Origin of the sequence: Halocynthiibacter namhaensis, from assembly GCF_000812685.1 — a bacterium.
Lineage (GTDB): Bacteria > Pseudomonadota > Alphaproteobacteria > Rhodobacterales > Rhodobacteraceae > Halocynthiibacter > Halocynthiibacter namhaensis.
Window position 1 is genome coordinate 60,597 of record NZ_JWIF01000065.1, and the last position, 18,555, is coordinate 79,151.

The window sequence follows — 18,555 nt, forward strand, 5'->3', positions numbered from 1 at the left end:
TCAATCGGAGCCGGGATGACGACCCCCGAACACGACCACAGTGATACACCAAAAAATGCGCAGGATTTACCTGCGTCTTTAGATGTGGCTGATGGTTCAGATCAGGGTGCGGGACCGGCCGTTGACGACGTGCGGCCAGAACAATTGATGGCGACACTTCAGCCGCATTTGCCCGAACGCCGCAAGAAATGGCGGCGCAAACCCAAGAAACCAAAAAAACCTTGGCGCAAACGTCACGGCACTATTTTTAGTCTGTTGATCCTGTTCTCTGTGTTGGCGATCGTTGTGCCGTTGTCGCTGGCGCTGATTTCTGGGCGCGCAGTGAAGGCCCCAGAGTTTCTGTCAACGCGGGTGGAAAAGGTGTTGGGCAACTCCCTTGCGGGCGGGCAGATGGATCTTGGACGGGTCGATGTGATTTTGACCGAAGATTGGCAACCACAAATCCGCATTGAAAGCTTGGCGCTGGCTGATCAAACCAATTTGCCCATTGCCGAGTTTCGCAATATTCATGTGACTCTGTCGCGGCGTGAACTGTTGCGCGCAACCGTCGCCCCCTTAGATGTTTCCGTGAATGGTGGCTTTTTGTCTTTGCGTCGTGACCCTGAAGGTCGCTTTAATATCGCGCTGGACACGCAGGGGGACAGCCAGCTGTCCGGCAGCGGGAACTTGGCAGATATTCTTGATTCAATTGATGAAATCTTTGAAACACCAGAGCTTTCATCCGTGCGTGAAATGCGAGCGGAAGACATTACGTTTCAGTATGAAGACGTGCGTGCAGCGAAGTTTTGGATCGCAAATGGTGGCGCGTTTGAGTTGACCCAACAGGAAGATAAACTTGAGCTGCGCCTCGGGTTTCAGCTGTTATATGGTGAAGACATCCCGGCGCAAGCGGCTGTTTCCTTCACCTCTTTCAAAGGGTCGCGGCGTGCAATCTTGGCCACCAATGTGATTGGATTGCCTGCATCTGATTTCGCGTCTCAGGCACCGGCTTTGGCGTGGCTTGACGTGTTGGATGCACCTGTCTCGGCGGCGATCCGGGCGGAAATCGACGAAGAAGGGGTGTTGTCATCAACCGATGGCACGCTTGATATCGGGGCGGGGGCTTTGAAGCCGACGGAAGACACGCTGCCCGTGGGATTTGACGGTGCGCGCGCCTACTTTAGTTTTGATCCGTCAGAACAGACCCTGCGGTTTGACGAATTGTCCGTTGCGACGGATTACGGCAGTTTTGAGATGACAGGCCAAGGATATTTACGTGATGTGACCAATGGCTTGCCGAATGTGATTCTGGGTCAGTTCCAGGTCAGCGCGCTTGAGGTTAGCCCAGATGGGATTTTTGAGGCCCCGGTGACGCTGGAACGCGGTGCGGTGGATATGCGCATTGAGCTGAACCCTTTCACGCTGACACTTGGGCAGGCGATGTTGCAACATGGTGATGGTCACGTCATTGCGCGCGGAACCGTGGCTGCCAAGCCAGGGGGGTGGCAGGTGGCCGTGGATGTGGAACTTGACCAATTGGACGCGCGATCTGTTGTGGCGCTTTGGCCTGTGGTCGCATCCCCAAACACGCGTAAGTGGTTGGATGACAATATAATTTCAGGTGATATTGGACCAGCGAATGCTGCCTTTCGACTGAAGCCAGGTGAAAAACCAGCGGTGTCGCTGCAGTTTGGCTTTTCAGATGCACAGGTACGTTTCATGCGTCAGATGCCGTTGATCAGCGGCGGGGTTGGCTATGGAAGCCTGCATAACAATCGCTTTGTTTTGGTCGCGAACCAAGGTCAAGTCACCCCACCAGAAGGCGGTGCCTTGGCAATTGGTGGTTCGGTCATCACCATCGACGATGTCGAACTCAGCCCCCCAGATTTGCACGTAGCGTTGCAGGCGCGTGCGGGGATCACTGCGGTGACGTCCTTGCTGGATCAAAAACCGTTTGAGTTCTTGACCAAGGCGGGTCTCCCGATTGATCTGGCGCAAGGGTCTGCGACGGTGTCGGCGGATATCACCGTGCCGTTGCGCAACGGGTTACAAGCGGTCGATGTCCCGTTTGAGGCACGTGCGGTTTTGCATAATATGCGTTCTGATCAAGTGGTGCCGGGCAAATGGATCCTTGGTGACGGCATGCGATTTTTTGCCAATAATGACCATTTGGAAATCTCTGGTGCAGGGCGAATTGCGTCACATGAAAACAGTCGGGGGGGCGCTCGTTTTGACGCGCTTTGGCGGCAAAGCCTTGCTCAGGAAAACGCTGGGACTTCGTCGGTGTCGGGACAGGTTACCCTGAATAATGCGTTTTTGGATGAATTTGGTATCGCTTTGCCCAATGGATTTCTGCGGGGCGAGACCCTGGGAGAGTTTGAAATTGCGCTTAATCGTGGTGAAGCGCCCCGGATGCGGTTGAGTTCGGACCTGCGTGGCGCCGGATTGCGGATCAGTGAAATCGGTTGGTCAAAGCCACGGGGCGCTGGCGGTGGTCTTGAAGTCACCGGCCGTTTGGGATCCCCCGTACGCATTGATCAGCTGCGGCTTGAAAGCAGTGGGTTGAATGCCGTTGGTTCTGTCGTTTTGAATGAAAATAACAGTTTCCGCGAAGCGCGTTTTGAACGTGTGACGGTGGGAAACTGGCTGGATGCGCCGGTAACATTGACCGCCCGTGGACGGGGCGAGAGCCCAGCGATTTCGGTGCTTGGTGGACGCGTTGATATTCGACGTACCACATTTGGGCAGGGGGGCAGTGGCGGCACGGGCAGTGTAAATACGCCGATCACATTAGCGCTTGATCGCTTGCAGGTGACGGACAGTATCGCCCTGCACAATATGCGCGGCATGCTGAACACATCCCCGGCCTTAAATGGTGAGTTCACGGGCCTTGTGAACGGGGTTGCGCCCGTCAATGGGCGCTTGACGCCAAGCGCGCAAGGCACTTCTGTGCGGATCCAAAGCAATGACACGGGAGCGGTCTTGCGGGCCGCTGGGGTGTTTACAAAACTGTTTGATGGCACGATGGATTTGCTTTTGGTGCCGCGTGCACAGGATGGGCATTATGATGGGCAGTTGACCGCTGAGAATGTGAAAGTCCGTGGGGCGCCTGCTTTGGCGGATATGTTGGGTGCGATTTCTGTTGTTGGATTGCTGCAGCAGTTGAACGGTGATGGGATCCGATTTGCCAAGGTCAGGTCCGAATTTATCATGACGCCAAGTCATGTGAACCTGCTACAGGGCAGTGCTGTTGGTGCGTCGCTTGGGGTGTCTATGGAGGGGATTTATACCTTGGGCACCACCGAACTTGATATGCGGGGCGTGGTGTCGCCAATCTATCTTTTGAATGGCGTGGGCGCTGCTGTGTCACGCCGTGGAGAGGGGTTGTTTGGGTTCAATTACCGACTTAAGGGCACTGCAGATGACCCCAAGGTGCGGGTGAATCCGTTGTCGTTTTTAACCCCAGGAATTCTACGTGATATTTTCCGAGGAAAACCGCCTCAAGCGCCAGTAGACCCGGTTGAATAGGCTTGCAAGGCGAGTAAACTAGTTTTCTAGTTTTCTAGTTTTCTAGTTTTCTAGTTTTCTAGTTTTCTAGTTTTCTAGTTTTCTAGTTTTCTAGTTCTTTGGGCTTTGTATTCTAAACTTGCCAGTTTTGGCAGAATGTCGCAAAGGAGGCGCATGAAACTTTCTGACTTTGATTTCGCACTTCCTGAAGACTTGATCGCGACGCGCCCTGCGGTGCCGCGTACTGCCTCGCGTTTGTTACTGGCGCAGGGGCAGGGTGTTGATATGGCGCTGTCTGACCACCATGTTTATGATCTGTGTCAGTTCTTGCGCGCCGGCGATCGATTGGTTCTGAACGACACAAAAGTTATCCCTGCACGCCTGTCAGGGCAGCGGTTTCGCGACAGTGCACAGGGGCGTGTCAGCGCAAAAATCGAAGTCACTTTGTTGGAACCCTCTGGCGAGGTTTCCGGGGGATGGCGCGCTTTGCTAAAACCTTTGCGTAAAGTGAAAGACGGCGAAGATATTGAGTTCGGTGACGGGTTTATGGCCCGTGTAACCGGGCGTGACGATGGCGCGGCCTTGCTTGAATTCAACGCGAGCGGTGCGGATTTTGATGCAGCTTTGCAAAAAGCCGGCCAGATGCCCTTGCCGCCTTACATTGCGGCGAAACGCGCGGCTGATGACCAAGACAATACCGACTATCAAACTGTTTTTGCGCGCAATTCCGGTGCGGTGGCCGCGCCAACAGCGAGCTTGCATTTTGATCAAAAGTTGTTGGACAAACTTGCGCAAATCGGTGTTGAGTTCACTCATGTTACCTTGCATGTCGGCGCGGGCACATTTTTGCCGGTGAAGGTTGATGATGTGCGTGACCATAAAATGCATGCGGAATGGGGTGAAGTGTCAGCGATTGCCGTTGATGAAATTAAAGCCACCAAAGCCGCCGGGGGCCGTGTGATCCCCGTGGGCACCACAGCATTGCGCCTGATTGAAAGTGCGGCGCGGGCCAGTGGTGAAATCGCAGTTTTCGCAGATGAAACCGATATTTTCATCACGCCGGGCTTTGACTTTAAGGTGGCGGATGGATTGATGACCAACTTCCACTTGCCGAAATCGACCCTGATGATGTTGGTGTCTGCCCTTATGGGCGTGGACGAGATGAAGCGCATCTATAATCATGCGATTGCGGATGGGTATCGGTTCTTTTCCTATGGCGACAGCTCGCTTTTATTGCCGAGCGATTAACAAATATATGAAATGCGACAAAATGCCCGAAGGCGACTATAATTAGTCGTTCCTGTACGGTTTCGCATTCCGCGCCGTAGTAAGGCTCGGGCAAAATATGTTCCCCCACGCCATTTGTCTGGGGGCAGTTCACTAAGGAAACGCGATGTTTGAAGTTCTGAAAAGCTCTTGGGCGCTGCTGCTAGGCATGGGTCTGTTGATGGTCGGAAATGGCCTGCAAGGTTCTCTGTTGGGTGTGGTTGGTACTGCGAATGAGTTCTCTACATTCTCGCTGTCGATCATTATGTCGGGCTATTTCTTGGGCTTCCTCGGTGGATCGCGTATGGCCCCAGGCATGATCCGTCGCGTGGGGCACGTACGGGTGTTTGCGGCTCTTGCGTCGTTCATTTCGGCCGTCTTGATCCTTTACCCAACGATGACAAACCCTGTTGCATGGACCATTGGCCGGATCATCATCGGGTTCTGTTTCTCGGGCGTGTATGTGACGGCGGAAAGCTGGCTGAACAACGCATCTTCAAATGAAAACCGGGGCAAATCCCTGTCGCTTTATCTAATTGTCCAGATGATCGGGATTGTATCCGCACAGGGTATTTTGAACGTGGCTGACACCGGCGGATATACATTGTTTGTGATCTCATCCGTGTTGGTTTCGATCTCATTTGCGCCGATTTTACTGTCCATCAGCCCAACACCCGCCTTTGAAACCGCCAAGGCGATGACCGTCAAAGAGCTGTTCCAGCGGTCCCCATTGGGCTGCGTTTCTGTGGCCGTCTTGGGCGGGATTTTTGCTGCGCAATTTGGTATGGGGGCGGTTTATGCGACGCAGGTCGGCATGAGCATCGGCGAGCTATCGATCTTTGTCTCAACGCTTTATATTGGTGCGATGGTTCTGCAATATCCTATCGGGTGGATTTCAGATCGCATGGACCGCCGCCAATTGATCGGCATCGTATCGGGATTTGGTGTGATTGGGACGGTCATTGGCTATTTGGCCGGCGGGCAGTTTGAGATCCTTCTGGTGGCGGCCTTTATTATTGGTGGCATGTCCAACCCGCTTTATGGTCTGGCGATTGCGCACACCAATGACTTTCTTGATCCCGAAGACATGGCGGCGGCCTCTGGTGGTTTGGTGTTTGCCAACGGGCTTGGTGCAATTGCAGGTCCGGTTGTGACGGGGTGGGCAATGCAGGTGTTCGGGCCGGAAGGGTTCTATGTCTACATCGGCGTGTTGATGACCTTCCTGTCAGGCTACGCCGTTTATCGGATGACACAGCGTCCAACCGTTAGCGTTGAAGACAGCGGCACCTGGGCGCCGGTTCTTCAATCCGCGACGGCCGTTGCGGTTGAGGTCGCGCAAGAGGTCTTCATCGAAGCGCAAGAAGAAGCGGCCGAAGAAGAAAACACTGCTTAATATTCCCAAAACGTTAGCGCCAAGGTGACTGTTGGCGCTAACGTTTGTACATTCGTCGCATACAGGCAACTATTTGACGGAGATGAACTGGTTTCCCATTGTATCTGTGTAAAACTTTTGTAACGCTCATTCCTGTAGTGAGTAGGCAACATGCGTATGGAGGAGGGTCCGGATGCATACCCCAGAAGAGGTTCTGTCGTTTTGGCTGACAGAGAAGAAGCCAAGCGACTGGTATATGGGTGGAGAGGCGCTTGACGCCGAAATCCGCGAGAAATTCGAAACAACATGGGAAGCTGGCCGTGATGGCAAGCTTTGCGACTGGACGTGTAAGCCGGAAAGCACGCTTGCGCTGTTGATCCTGCTGGATCAGTTTCCGCGCAATATGTTCCGTGGGTCAAGTAAAGCATTTTCCACCGATGTATTGGCCCGCAAAATCGCGAAGAAGGCCATCGATAAGGGCTGGGATTTGCGCATTGATGAACCTCAACGACAGTTCATCTATATGCCGTTAATGCATTCTGAATGCCTTGCGGATCAAGAACGCTGTGTGCGCCTGATGCTGACACGGATGCCGGAAGCCGGCGAGGGCAACCTTCTGCATGCCAAGGCGCATCGCGAAGTGATCCGCCGTTTTGGTCGTTTCCCATATCGAAATGACGTGCTGGAACGCCAAGTGACTGTTCCAGAAGCAGCTTTCCTTGCGGAAGGTGGCTATAGCACAGCTGTGGATGCAGTGCGCACGTAATTAGGGATCATGTGATCTAGGGGCCGCCTCTGAGGGATACTCTCAGGGGCGGTTTTCTGTTTTTGGCCTTTTTACAGGGATATTGAAACCTTCGAGAATATAGTTTAATATCAAACTATCATTTTTACTCGGAGTCTCTCTATGTCTGCTAAACCCGCTCAAGCTGCTTATGATGTTGTTGTTGTGGGCGCTGGTCCCGGGGGATATGTGGCCGCGATCCGCGCGGCGCAGCTTGGAAAGAAGGTCGCGATTGTAGAACGCGAACATTTGGGCGGGATCTGCCTGAACTGGGGCTGTATCCCGACGAAAGCTTTGTTGCGTTCTGCCGAAGTGTTTCACCTGATGCAGCACGCGGGCGATTATGGGCTTTCCGCAGACAAAATAGGTTATGACCTTGATAAGGTTGTGAAACGTTCGCGCGGTGTGGCTGCGCAGCTGTCTGGTGGCATTGGCCATTTGATGAAGAAAAACAAAATCGACGTGGTCATGGGCACGGCCAAGATCACCGCAAGGGGCGAGGTTACTGTCACCACTGATAAGGGTGTGCAGGTCGTCAAAGGCAAAGATATTATCCTTGCGACCGGTGCGCGGGCGCGTGAATTGCCTGGGCTTGAGGCCGATAGCAAACGGGTTTGGACCTATAAAGACGCGCTGAACCCGCCGCATATGCCAAAGAAACTTCTGGTGATTGGCTCTGGCGCGATTGGCATCGAGTTCGCGAGCTTCTTTAATACGCTTGGGGCGGACACCACTGTCGTGGAAGTCATGGACCGCGTTTTGCCGGTAGAAGACGCTGAAATTTCAGCCTTTGCGAAGAAGCAGTTCGTGAAACAAGGCATGAAGATCATGGAAAAAGCCATGGTTAAACAGCTGGATCGCGCGGCAGATAAGGTGACAGCGCATATTGAAATCGGTGGCAAGGTTGAGAAACAGGAATTTGACACTGTCATTTCCGCCGTCGGTATCGTTGGTAATGTTGAAGGTTTGGGCCTTGAAGAATTAGGCGTGAAAATCGATCGCACCCATGTTGTCGTGAATGAATATTGCGAAACCGGGGTGCCTGGTTTGTATGCAATTGGTGATATCGCTGGCGCGCCTTGGCTTGCCCATAAGGCCAGCCATGAAGGTGTGATGGTTGCCGAAAAGATCGCGGGTCAAAAGGTGCATGCCGTGCGTCCAGAAAGCATTGCAGGCTGTATCTATTGTCATCCACAAGTGGCCAGCGTGGGTTACACTGAAGCCAAGGCAAAAGAGCTGGGCTTTGACGTGAAAGTTGGGCGTTTTCCCTTTGTTGGCAATGGGAAAGCCATTGCGTTAGGTGAACCTGAAGGCATGGTGAAAACTGTGTTTGATGCCAAAACTGGCGAACTTCTGGGGGCGCATATGGTGGGCGCGGAAGTGACTGAGATGATCCAAGGTTACGTTATTGGGCGTCAACTTGAGACCACAGAAGAAGATCTCATGCACACAGTCTTCCCGCACCCAACTCTGTCAGAGATGATGCACGAAAGCGTTTTGGATGCCTATGGCCGTGCCATTCACATGTAAGTCAACCGTTTTCTTACAAAGAAAACGTCCCGGAAACTTTCAAAGTTTCCGGGTGCTGAGCGCTCCACCGGCGCGTTGCCAATCGGTTAAACTTCCAAAATTGTGAACTTCCTTATATCCCATGTTGCGCAGGGTTTGCGCCGCTATGCCCGATCGGGCACCCGAGGCACAGTAAAGCGCGACAGGCGTGTCAAAGCATAAAGCTTGGTGACAGGATTTACGCGCTGGGTTCGCGAGTTCCTCTAATGATCCCATTGGGATATGGAGGGCCGCACTGGCGATACCTGTCCTTAACACTTCGCTTGGATCCCGGACGTCTATCAGGGTCAACTGCCTTGCGTTTATCCGTTCCATTGCCGTTGACGTGTTAATCTTTCCGGCACTGATCGCTTTGAGGAAGTTAAACATATTCGGGGTCTCATTCTTGGCTTGTTCATTCCCTTTAGGATGAACCGGCTGTGTTGAAACGTCTGTGATATTGTCATCATGGGCGTCACATTGTCAGTAGTCACCTCTTTGTTCACTTTTAGTTCTAATTTTACCCTTGGCGTTACAAGGTTAATCCCCTATCTCTGTACCTGTTCAAACGGGGGCGGAAATGGCCGAGTTAAAGAAGATCGAAGTGCGTGGTGCGCGCGAACATAATCTCAAGTCCATCGATGTGGATATTCCGCGTGATCAATTGGTGGTGATCACGGGTCTGTCGGGGTCGGGAAAATCCAGCCTTGCCTTTGACACGATCTATGCGGAAGGGCAGCGGCGTTATGTCGAAAGTCTAAGTGCATATGCCCGTCAATTCCTTGATATGATGCAAAAACCTGACGTTGATCATATCTCGGGCCTGTCGCCTGCGATCTCGATTGAACAGAAAACCACCTCTAAGAACCCGCGGTCCACCGTTGGAACTGTGACCGAGATTTACGACTATTTGCGCCTGCTTTTTGCACGCGCGGGAACGCCATATTCCCCGGCCACAGGCAAGCCGATTGAGGCCCAGCAAGTTCAAGATATGGTCGATCGTGTGATGGGCATGGAAGATGGGTTGCGTGGCTATTTGCTGGCGCCAATCATCCGTGATCGCAAAGGTGAATATAGGAAAGAATTTCTTGAATTGCGCAAGCAAGGTTTCCAACGGGTGAAAGTCGACGGCACGTTCTATGAACTGGATGAACCACCGACGTTGGACAAGAAATACCGCCATGACATTGACGTTGTCGTAGACCGGATCGTTGTGCGCGAAGGCATGGAAACACGTCTTGCCGACAGTTTCCGCACAGCACTTGATCTGGCGGATGGGATTGCAATTCTGGAAACGGCACCTAAGGAAGCTGACCCGGAACGTTTCACATTTAGCGAGAATTTTGCCTGTCCTGTCAGTGGCTTCACAATCCCTGAGATCGAACCACGTCTGTTTTCATTCAACGCGCCTTTTGGGGCTTGCCCTGAATGTGATGGCCTAGGGGTTGAGCTGTTTTTTGACGAACGTCTGATGGTTCCAGACCAATCCTTGCGTCTGTCAGACGGTGCAATTGCACCCTGGCGCAAGGGGAAATCACCCTATTTCTTGCAAACGATCGAAGCCATTGCAAAACATTACGAATTCGATCCCAAGACCCCATGGAAAGACCTGCCGAAGCATGTTCAGCAAGTATTTCTTTACGGTTCTGACGGGGACGAAATCGCGTTTCGTTATGATGACAGTGGCCGTGTCTATGAAATCTCGCGCAGTTTTGAAGGCGTCGTGCCCAATATGGAACGGCGCTATCGCGAAACGGATAGTAATTATATCCGCGAGGAATTTGAACGTTATCAAAACAACCGATCTTGTGAAGCCTGCGATGGGTATCGCCTGCGGGACGAAGCCTTGGCGGTTCAGATCGCAGGGCTGCATGTTGGCCAAGTGGTTCAGATGTCGATCCGCGAGGCTTTGGCTTGGATCACCGATGCGTCCGACTCGATGACAAAACAAAAGGCAGAAATCGCCCGTGCCATTGTGAAAGAAATCCGCGAACGTTTGGGGTTTTTGAACAATGTGGGGCTGGAATACCTGTCTTTGTCGCGTAATTCCGGCACGCTTTCCGGTGGTGAAAGCCAACGTATTCGCCTTGCCAGTCAGATCGGATCAGGCCTGACGGGGGTGCTTTATGTCTTGGATGAACCATCCATCGGCCTGCATCAGCGCGACAACGGACGGCTTTTGACGACGCTGAAAAATCTGCGTGATCAGGGCAATACTGTGATTGTGGTTGAACATGACGAAGAAGCAATCCGCGAGGCGGATTATGTCTTTGATATCGGCCCGGGGGCCGGGGTGCACGGGGGGCAGGTGGTGGCCCAGGGCACACCTGCTGAGATTTGCGCAGACCCAGTTTCCGTGACAGGCCAGTACCTTACGGGGATCCGAGAGATCGCGGTGCCCAGTGAACGGCGTAAAGGTAATGGTAAGAAAGTTACGGTAAAAAAGGCAACAGGCAATAATTTGAAGAAGGTCACGGCGGATTTTCCTTTGGGCAAATTTACCTGTGTGACCGGCGTATCAGGGGGCGGGAAATCGACCCTGACGATTGAGACGCTGTTCAAGACCGCGTCGATGCAATTGAACGGGGCGCGTCAAACACCTGCGCCTTGTGAAAGCATCAAGGGGTTGGAACATTTGGACAAGGTGATCGACATTGATCAGCGGCCCATTGGGCGCACGCCACGTTCAAACCCTGCGACCTATACGGGGGCGTTTACGCCGATCCGGGATTGGTTTGCGGGACTGCCGGAAAGTCGCGCGCGGGGGTACAAACCTGGGCGTTTCAGCTTTAACGTCAAAGGCGGGCGGTGCGAGGCCTGTCAGGGCGATGGGGTGATCAAGATCGAAATGCACTTCTTGCCCGATGTCTATGTGACGTGTGAAACCTGTGATGGGGCGCGTTACAACCGTGAAACCTTAGAGGTCAAATTTAAGGGCAAAAGCATCGCGGATGTCCTGGATATGACCGTGGAAGATGCACGGAAATTCTTTGATGCGGTGCCACCCATTCGCGATAAAATGGAAGCGCTGATGCGCGTTGGGCTTGGCTATATCAAGGTCGGTCAACAGGCGACCACACTGTCTGGCGGCGAGGCGCAGCGGGTGAAATTGTCTAAGGAATTGGCGAAACGTTCCACGGGGCGCACGTTGTATATTCTGGATGAACCAACCACGGGTCTACACTTTGAGGATGTGCGTAAGTTATTGGAAGTACTTCACGAATTGGTGGATCAAGGCAATTCTGTTGTGGTGATCGAACATAATCTTGACGTGGTGAAAACCGCAGACTGGATCCTTGATATCGGCCCTGAAGGTGGCGATGGCGGTGGTGAACTTGTGGTGGCTGGAACCCCAGAAAATGTCGCGATGGAGCCCCGCAGTCACACTGGGCGTTACCTGAAGGAAATGCTGGTGGGGAAGACTTTGGCTGCTGAATAACCTGAGCGGGGCTGCAGTAAGACGCAGCGCCCGTTTTCAACGCATGATGGTCTTTGGATCAAGCCCAGTGGTTCTGCGGCGCTTTGGCGGGGGCTTTGGGGCATGCAAAGCGGTTTGTCGTTTTTGTCGCTTCTGAATATCAGCTTTTCGCTTTCACGTCGTTGGGTAATCCCCCCAGATGTGTTGAATTCAGACGTGACGGTCAGGACGGTTCCATCGGGGGGCTTGTTATTGCTGGTTCAAATCAGTGCATGCATTTGTTGTGACGCAGTATTTGGCGAAAAATTGAAACTGATCACGGTGTCTGTATTGCCGTCGCTGCCCCTAAATTTGATGCCAAAAGAAGGGGAGACAACCGGCCCAGCGGAATAATTCGTTTTTTCAAACTGGAAACTTAATGAACAGAATGGGTTGGCGACGTTGTCCTTATGTGGATGTCAGGCAGAGGCTGTGCAATTTTTGCAGTTCGTCGGCGGTTAGGCTGTCGAAGCGACCGCTGAGTTTTTCGATCTCGGTTGCGCGTTTCTCGCCCAGAACCGGGTCTGCAAAAAGATGGAACTTCTCGCTTATGTCTTGATCGGTTAATGGTAGGTCCGTGTCGCCGCGCGGGGTGCGGGGCGCTGCGTTGATCGTGCGACCATCGGTTAAGGTCATCGATGCCTCGGCCCAACGTTTCCCGACGCTGATCTTCGTGTAATGAGGGTCGTCAACCAATGTGGTAGCACTGGAAATGCGTTTAATATCAGGGTCTTGTAGTGTGTCATCGGTCAGTTCTGTGACGCCGATTTGACCGCGCACAATCATTGTAGCCACGGGGAAAGCAATGCCATAGGCGAATTCATCAAGGCTTGCAGGGGCATGGCCTGCAAGGCGGGTTGCGTTGTGAAAGGTTTTGATTTCAACGGATGCGACTTGGTTGTGGTGTAGGTCGTGTTCGCGCATCAAATCGGCCACCGCATCGACAGATGGATGGGACCAGCGACAGCAAGGGTAGGGTTTGTAATGTGTGTCTTCGACCAAGCGCCAGGCGTCTCCAAGGTCTGCCCAAAACGGTGCTTCGTCTTCGCCTTCACAGGTCAAAGCAGGCGCGCCGGTAAACCCGGCCTGGGCCAGATATGCGGCGGTGACACCGGTCGGGGCGCCCCAGCCAACGCCATCACGCAGCATGGTTGGAAAGTCGATACAACGCATCATCTGGCTGCGCGGGCCGTGGTATTCGGCGATGCCAGCGGCGTGGCGGATTTGTTCGCGGTCTAGACCCAACATACGCGCCACGGCAACAGCGACACCGACTGCGGTCCAGGCACCAGATGTGTGGTAATCGGCGCAGGTCGCGTGTTGGGCGAGGCCCGCGCGATAGCTGACCTCATAGGCCAGGGCCAGAAGCATGGCGAATGTTTCGCCATCTACCGGCCGGCCAAGGCTGGCTTCGGCATCGGCGACGGCCATCAACGCTGGGAAAATTGCACTGCCCGCGTGGCCTTTACAGGGCGAGGTGCCATCATGGGCATCGACGGAATCAACGGTGAAGGCATTGGCCATGGCCGCGCCCGCAGGCGACAATTCGGTGCCACGCATCATGACCCGTGCGCGTCCAGTGTGGGTCGCGCCGAACATGGCACAAGCGCCCTGATAGGCGGCCTGTGACATTTCCGTGGTGGAGCCGATCGCCGCGACGCCCATTGTGTCGGTGAAGCTGCGCCGTAGCACTTTTAGCACCTCTGGTGGAAGGTCGTCATAGGTCAGGGAGCTGGCGAAATCGGCGAAAGAAAGGGTCACGGCGGGCCTCATGAATGATGCGTTAAGACCATTGTGAGAGTGTGACCGTGACCCGTAAAGACCATTCGCGACGTTATTTTTGTCGCAAATAACGTGTTACCCGCGACCGCGTTTTTCAAATCGTGGCAGCATGGCTGAAAAATCCATCCCAAGGCCATCTTCATCATCCACGAAGGTTGAATAAAGCTCGGTCGCGCGTTCGCCCATGGGGGTGTCTGCATCCGCAGCAACAGCGGCTTGCTGGGACAGGCGTAAATCTTTGAGCATCAGTTCGGCCGCGAAACCAGGTTTGTAATCATTGTCGGCCGGGCTTTGTGGGCCAACCCCAGGGGCAGGGCAATAGGCGTTCATCGTCCAGGAGTAGCCGGAAGAGGTGCTGACAACGTCGAACATTTTCTGGCGATCAAGACCAAGTTTATCCGCCAAGGCGAAGGCTTCGCAAGTGCCCGCCATGGTAATGCCAAGGATCATATTATTGCAGATTTTCGCCGCTTGTCCTGCACCGGATTCACCACAGTGAACGGCTTTTTGTCCCATGATATCAAACAGATCGGACACTTTTGCGAAACTATCATCTGTGCCACCCGCCATGAAGGTCAACGTGCCGGCATCTGCGCCACCAATGCCACCAGAAACCGGCGCATCCACGGCCAAAAGGCCAGCATTTGCAGCATTTTGTGCAACGATACGCGCGCTTTCAACGTCCACAGTCGAACAATCACACAAAACCGCTCCTGTGGGCATGGCCGGGATGATTTCGGCCGCGACAGATTGCAGGATCGCGCCATTGGGCAACATGGTGACAACCACATCTGCGTCCGCTGCGACACCCGCGGCGCTGTCGGCTTTCAGGACTCCTTCGGGGCAGGGTGCGCTAAGGTCAAAACCCGTAACCGCGTGACCCGCAGCGGCCAAGTTGCGTGCCATGTGGTGGCCCATGTTACCAAGGCCGATAAATCCGATTTTCATGGTTCGATTCCTTCAAATTCGACTTTGACACCGGGCACCGGCATCAGCATTTTTGTGACTTCCATTGGATTTAGATCTTCAACACTTGCCTGCTTCCAAGATGGGTTGCGATCTTTGTCAATGATTTGGGCGCGAATGCCTTCGATAAAGTCACCGTCAGACGCCGCGCGATGGGTGAAACGATATTCCTGCGTCAGTGCCCCGCGAATGCCTTTAACGCCACGCGCGCGGTGGACAAGTTCAACCGTCGCAGCGATGGCCAGGGGGGAATTGCGGCGCAATGTTTTGGTCGCTTTGGCGGCAAATTCGCTGTCGTCTGTTTCAAGGCTGTGCAAAATATCCACGGCAGTTTCGCCTGCAAAGTGACGATTAACTTCGCTTTGGATCGCGGTAAGTTGTCCTTCGGGGGCCTGTGTCGCGCTTTGATCAATCCGTTGAACATCACCCGTATCACAGAGCTGTTTGATCAGGTCAGGCCAAGTATCTTGCGCGATGTAATAGTCCGCAAAACCAGCATATATTGCATCCGCTGCGCCCAAGTGAACGCCTGTCATGCCAATATATTCGCCCATGCGACCCGGGGCGTTGGCCAGGATTAACGTGCCGCCCACATCCGGTATAAGCCCAATGCCACATTCCGGCATGGCGATGCGCGAACTGTCACAAACCACGCGATGCGAGCCATGACAGCCGATGCCAACGCCGCCGCCCATGGTGAAACCCTGCATCAGGCTGACCACGGGTTTGGGGAATTCAAACATTTTGGCGTTCATGCGGTATTCGTCGCGCCAGAACTTTCGACCATATTCGAAATCGCCCGCCTTGGCGGTGTCATACATTTCCTGAATATCACCACCGGCGCAAAAGGCGCGATCACCCTCTGCGTCTAGAAGGATCAACTTCACCGCGTCATCATTGCGCCATGCATCAAGGGCTTTTTCAACATCAAGCGCCATCTGATAACCAAGCGCGTTCAATGCTTTAGGTCGGGTCAGGGTGATGCGGCCGGCTTGACCTTCAGTGCGGATATGGATGTCAGACATGTGCTAGTCTCATCAGGGTTTCCTTGAGTTCATTTTCTTTGTTCTCGGCAATTTCTGTGCGCCCGCGCATTAATCCGAAGCATATGAAACACCAGCGGAAGTACCAAGGGGCTACGAAGAACATGCCTGCCATCGCGAGAAATAGCATCAAGATGGCCCAAGGAATGCCAATCCACAGGCTCTCTACCGCCATGGGTAGAGAAATCAGCACGATCAGGGGCAAGAGTGGAATGATCCAGATAGTGAGTGTAGCAAAGATAAATATCGCTAAGAACGGAATTTTTTGGGCGGTTCTTATCACCCAGTATTCATGCCGCCGAAATGCGATTTTTACTTGCTTCCACATACCTTAACCACGTTCCGCTAAAAGTTGACGCGCGACGATCATGCGCATGATTTCATTGGTGCCTTCCAGGATTTCATGCACCCGTAAATCACGCACCAGTTTTTCAATTCCATAGTCCGAAAGATAGCCATATCCGCCATGCAATTGCAGGCAGCCATTGGCCACTTGCGACCCAGTTTCGGTCACGAAACGTTTCGCCATGGCACAGAATTTGGTGGCATCCGGTGCGCCTTGATCCAGTTTCCAGGCGGCTTGGCGCAGGAACACACGGGCGGCTTGAAGCTCGATTTCCATGTCAGCCAGACGAAATTGCAAGGCTTGAAATTGGTCGATAGATTTGCCAAAAGCCTGGCGTTCGCCCATATATTCAAGGGTTTTGGTCAAAGCCGTTTGCGCAGCCCCAAGTGAACAAGATGAGATATTCAAGCGCCCGCCATCTAGCCCAGCCATGGCATAGGAAAAGCCGCGGCCTTCTTCCCCCACAAGGTTTGTCGTGGGGATTTTGCAATCGTCAAACTGCACCTGACGGGTTTCTTGGGCATGCCAACCCATCTTTCTTTCAAGCGCGCCAAAGCTGAGGCCTTCGGTGCCATTGTCGACAACCACGGTGGAAACACCTTTTGGCCCGTCACTGCCGGTGCGACACATGACGACGTAAGCGTCCGCATAACCCGCTCCGGAAATGAAGGCTTTGGAACCATTCAGAACATATTCATTGCCCACCAAATCTGCGCGGGTTTTCAACGCGGCGGCGTCTGATCCTGATCCCGGTTCCGTCAGGGCATAAGCAAAGAATTTCTCCATGTTCACAGCAGGTTTAAGCCATGTATCGATCACATGTTGATTTGCGAATTTATCGAGCATCGCGGCGCACATATTGTGGATCGACAGCCAAGCCGCAACTGCGGGGCAGGCGGATGAAAGTGCTTCAAATACAAGGGTTGCGTCCAGACGTGTAAGGCCAGAACCACCATTTTTTTCCGACACATACAACCCGCCGAACCCAAGTTCCGCCATCTTGCCCCAGAGTTCTTTTGGCACGGTGCCGGCAGCTTCCCATTCCTGGGCAAATGGCGCGATATGTTCATCGGCAAAGCCCTTAGCCATATCGTAAATTAAGGTCTGTTCTTCGGTAAGCGCGAAATCCATGGTTTCCTCCCGTGGGGGTCAAGCAATCTAACTGAACACGTGTTTAATTAACGATTGTTACAGGAGTTTTGCAATGCCACCAGAGCGCAAAACCCGACGTCACTTTTTGTTGTTTTTACAAGCCATCGTGGAAGGCTTCTGTCAGCCAGCTGACCACATCGCGCAGGGCCTCATCCTTGGGTTTTCCAGCCTTGATAGAGGTGTTGTACACATCGCGTTGACGATCAGATGCGGTGCCATGTGTGATGAAATCACGCGCATTTTCAATGTCTTGCAATGCGCCCAATGTTTCGGCGTCCTCTTGGATAAGCTCGATCATTTCATCAAGGAGTGTTTTGAAATCAATGATTTGGCCAGCACCAAAATCAATCAGCCCCTCAGACACGCCATAACGTTGCGCACGCCAGCGGTTCTCTGAAATCAGAAAATTATCATACATGCGCCAACGTTGATTGCTGCGCGCAAGACGCCAAAGCATCCGCGTCAGGCATTGGGTGAGGGCGGCAAGGGAAAGCGTGCCGTTGATCGAGGGGGAAACGTCACAAATGCGGCTTTCGATTGTGGGGTATTTCGCGCTTGGGCGCAGATCCCACCAAATTTTTGAGCTGTCCTCAATCACGCCGGTGTCTATCAAGGTTTCAACGGAACGTTCATATTCGCCCCAGCTGGCCAATTGCGGTGGCAGACCGGTGCGCGGCAGGTTGTCAAATACGGTCAAACGATAGGAATTCATGCCCGTATCACGACCTTGCCAGAAAGGGGATGACCCCGACATGGCCAGCAGATGTGGCAGGAAATAGGTCAGCTGATTGACCAGATCAATACGTTGATTGGGCGCGGGAATGCCCACATGCACATGCATGCCTGAGATTAACATGCGGTAACCAACACCCGCCAGATCACGTTTCAGAACTTGGTATCGTTCACGATCTGTGTGGGTTTGATCTTTCCAATCTGAAAACGGATGGCAGGACGCGGCGATGGGCGCGAGGTTATAGTCGCTCGCGACCCGAGCGACACAGCTGCGCAGACGTTTGAGATCTTCTCGCGCGGCGGGTGTTGAGGCACAGACTTTGGTGCCGATCTCAATCTGACAGGCGAGGAATTCGGGGCTGGCCTGACCATCAAGTTCCGATACGCAACGGGCCATGAAATCATCTGGGGCAGGGGCAAGCGCAAGACTGTCCTTGTCCACAAGAAGATATTCTTCTTCAATACCGATTGTGAAATCCGGTTCCTGATATGCCATATATTTACCCCTTACTGTTTTATGGATTTGAGCATGAGGACGCGGGAAGTTCAAGAGAGGGGGCGCTGCCCCCATCCCTGCGGGATTCCCCCGGAGTATTTAGAGCAAGATGAAAAGCAAAACGC

At 53.4% G+C, this 18,555-nt stretch carries 13 protein-coding genes; 6 read left to right on the top strand and 7 right to left on the bottom strand.

The window, feature by feature from the left end; genetic code table 11:
• Positions 1-15 precede the first annotated feature (15 nt).
• The 5 genes from RJ38_RS14450 to lpdA all read left to right on the top strand — a co-directional run bounded on the left by RJ38_RS14450 (position 16) and on the right by lpdA (position 8,438).
• The gene (locus tag RJ38_RS14450) at positions 16-3,507 is read left to right on the top strand and encodes a YhdP family protein (RefSeq protein WP_039019584.1); all 3,492 of its coding nucleotides are present in this window, start codon (positions 16-18) and stop codon (positions 3,505-3,507) included.
• Between the two features lie 153 nt (positions 3,508-3,660).
• Entirely contained in the window at positions 3,661-4,734 is a 1,074-nt protein-coding gene (queA, locus tag RJ38_RS14455) for a tRNA preQ1(34) S-adenosylmethionine ribosyltransferase-isomerase QueA (RefSeq protein ID WP_039019585.1), read from the top strand.
• A 145-nt stretch (positions 4,735-4,879) separates the two neighbouring features.
• Complete coding sequence (locus RJ38_RS14460; RefSeq protein WP_039019586.1) at positions 4,880-6,145, top strand: MFS transporter; 1,266 nt, start codon at positions 4,880-4,882, stop codon at positions 6,143-6,145.
• A 172-nt stretch (positions 6,146-6,317) separates the two neighbouring features.
• Positions 6,318-6,890 carry a DUF924 family protein gene (locus tag RJ38_RS14465; protein WP_039019587.1) on the top strand — a complete coding sequence of 191 codons (573 nt, stop codon included), beginning with the start codon at positions 6,318-6,320 and terminating at the stop codon, positions 6,888-6,890.
• 141 nt (positions 6,891-7,031) lie between these two features.
• On the top strand, positions 7,032-8,438 hold the full coding sequence (lpdA, locus tag RJ38_RS14470) for a dihydrolipoyl dehydrogenase (RefSeq protein ID WP_039019588.1): 1,407 nt from the start codon (positions 7,032-7,034) through the stop codon (positions 8,436-8,438).
• A gap of 39 nt (positions 8,439-8,477) precedes the next feature.
• On the opposite strand, the gene RJ38_RS14475 is transcribed toward lpdA, so the two are convergent.
• Entirely contained in the window at positions 8,478-8,846 is a 369-nt protein-coding gene (locus RJ38_RS14475; RefSeq protein WP_039019589.1) for a rhodanese-like domain-containing protein, read from the bottom strand.
• 190 nt (positions 8,847-9,036) lie between these two features.
• Between RJ38_RS14475 and uvrA the strand changes: the two genes are divergently transcribed.
• Positions 9,037-11,895 carry an excinuclease ABC subunit UvrA gene (gene uvrA / locus RJ38_RS14480; protein ID WP_039019590.1) on the top strand — a complete coding sequence of 953 codons (2,859 nt, stop codon included), beginning with the start codon at positions 9,037-9,039 and terminating at the stop codon, positions 11,893-11,895.
• A gap of 426 nt (positions 11,896-12,321) precedes the next feature.
• On the opposite strand, the gene RJ38_RS14490 is transcribed toward uvrA, so the two are convergent.
• The 6 genes from RJ38_RS14490 to RJ38_RS14515 form a co-directional block, all read right to left on the bottom strand.
• Positions 12,322-13,674, bottom strand: coding sequence for an MmgE/PrpD family protein (locus RJ38_RS14490; RefSeq protein ID WP_039019592.1), 1,353 nt, complete (start codon positions 13,672-13,674; stop codon positions 12,322-12,324).
• Positions 13,675-13,770: 96 nt separating this feature from the next.
• Positions 13,771-14,643 carry a 3-hydroxyisobutyrate dehydrogenase gene (gene mmsB / locus RJ38_RS14495; RefSeq protein WP_039019593.1) on the bottom strand — a complete coding sequence of 291 codons (873 nt, stop codon included), beginning with the start codon at positions 14,641-14,643 and terminating at the stop codon, positions 13,771-13,773.
• The gene (locus RJ38_RS14500; protein WP_039019594.1) at positions 14,640-15,686 is read right to left on the bottom strand and encodes an enoyl-CoA hydratase/isomerase family protein; all 1,047 of its coding nucleotides are present in this window, start codon (positions 15,684-15,686) and stop codon (positions 14,640-14,642) included. The genes mmsB and RJ38_RS14500 overlap by 4 nt, the downstream gene beginning before the upstream one ends.
• Positions 15,679-16,032: a hypothetical protein gene (locus RJ38_RS14505; RefSeq protein WP_052245425.1), complete on the bottom strand. Its 354-nt coding sequence runs from the start codon at positions 16,030-16,032 to the stop codon at positions 15,679-15,681. The genes RJ38_RS14500 and RJ38_RS14505 overlap by 8 nt, the downstream gene beginning before the upstream one ends.
• A 3-nt stretch (positions 16,033-16,035) precedes the next feature.
• Positions 16,036-17,181: an acyl-CoA dehydrogenase family protein gene (locus RJ38_RS14510; protein ID WP_039019595.1), complete on the bottom strand. Its 1,146-nt coding sequence runs from the start codon at positions 17,179-17,181 to the stop codon at positions 16,036-16,038.
• Positions 17,182-17,296: 115 nt separating this feature from the next.
• Positions 17,297-18,430, bottom strand: a complete 1,134-nt coding sequence (locus tag RJ38_RS14515) for a carboxylate-amine ligase (RefSeq protein WP_039019596.1) — start codon at positions 18,428-18,430, stop codon at positions 17,297-17,299.
• Positions 18,431-18,555 lie beyond the last annotated feature (125 nt).

Bases quoted from the DNA above. Each gene is read 5' to 3' on its own strand.
- RJ38_RS14500 (WP_039019594.1), bottom strand. From the start codon at position 15,686: ATGTCTGACATCCATATCCGCACTGAAGGTCAAGCCGGCCGCATCACC.
- RJ38_RS14465 (WP_039019587.1), top strand. From the start codon at position 6,318: ATGCATACCCCAGAAGAGGTTCTGTCGTTTTGGCTGACAGAGAAGAAG.
- RJ38_RS14505 (WP_052245425.1), bottom strand. From the start codon at position 16,032: ATGTGGAAGCAAGTAAAAATCGCATTTCGGCGGCATGAATACTGGGTG.
- RJ38_RS14450 (WP_039019584.1), top strand. From the start codon at position 16: ATGACGACCCCCGAACACGACCACAGTGATACACCAAAAAATGCGCAG.
- RJ38_RS14510 (WP_039019595.1), bottom strand. From the start codon at position 17,181: ATGGATTTCGCGCTTACCGAAGAACAGACCTTAATTTACGATATGGCT.
- uvrA (WP_039019590.1), top strand. From the start codon at position 9,037: ATGGCCGAGTTAAAGAAGATCGAAGTGCGTGGTGCGCGCGAACATAAT.
- RJ38_RS14515 (WP_039019596.1), bottom strand. From the start codon at position 18,430: ATGGCATATCAGGAACCGGATTTCACAATCGGTATTGAAGAAGAATAT.
- RJ38_RS14475 (WP_039019589.1), bottom strand. From the start codon at position 8,846: ATGTTTAACTTCCTCAAAGCGATCAGTGCCGGAAAGATTAACACGTCA.
- mmsB (WP_039019593.1), bottom strand. From the start codon at position 14,643: ATGAAAATCGGATTTATCGGCCTTGGTAACATGGGCCACCACATGGCA.
- lpdA (WP_039019588.1), top strand. From the start codon at position 7,032: ATGTCTGCTAAACCCGCTCAAGCTGCTTATGATGTTGTTGTTGTGGGC.
- RJ38_RS14460 (WP_039019586.1), top strand. From the start codon at position 4,880: ATGTTTGAAGTTCTGAAAAGCTCTTGGGCGCTGCTGCTAGGCATGGGT.
- queA (WP_039019585.1), top strand. From the start codon at position 3,661: ATGAAACTTTCTGACTTTGATTTCGCACTTCCTGAAGACTTGATCGCG.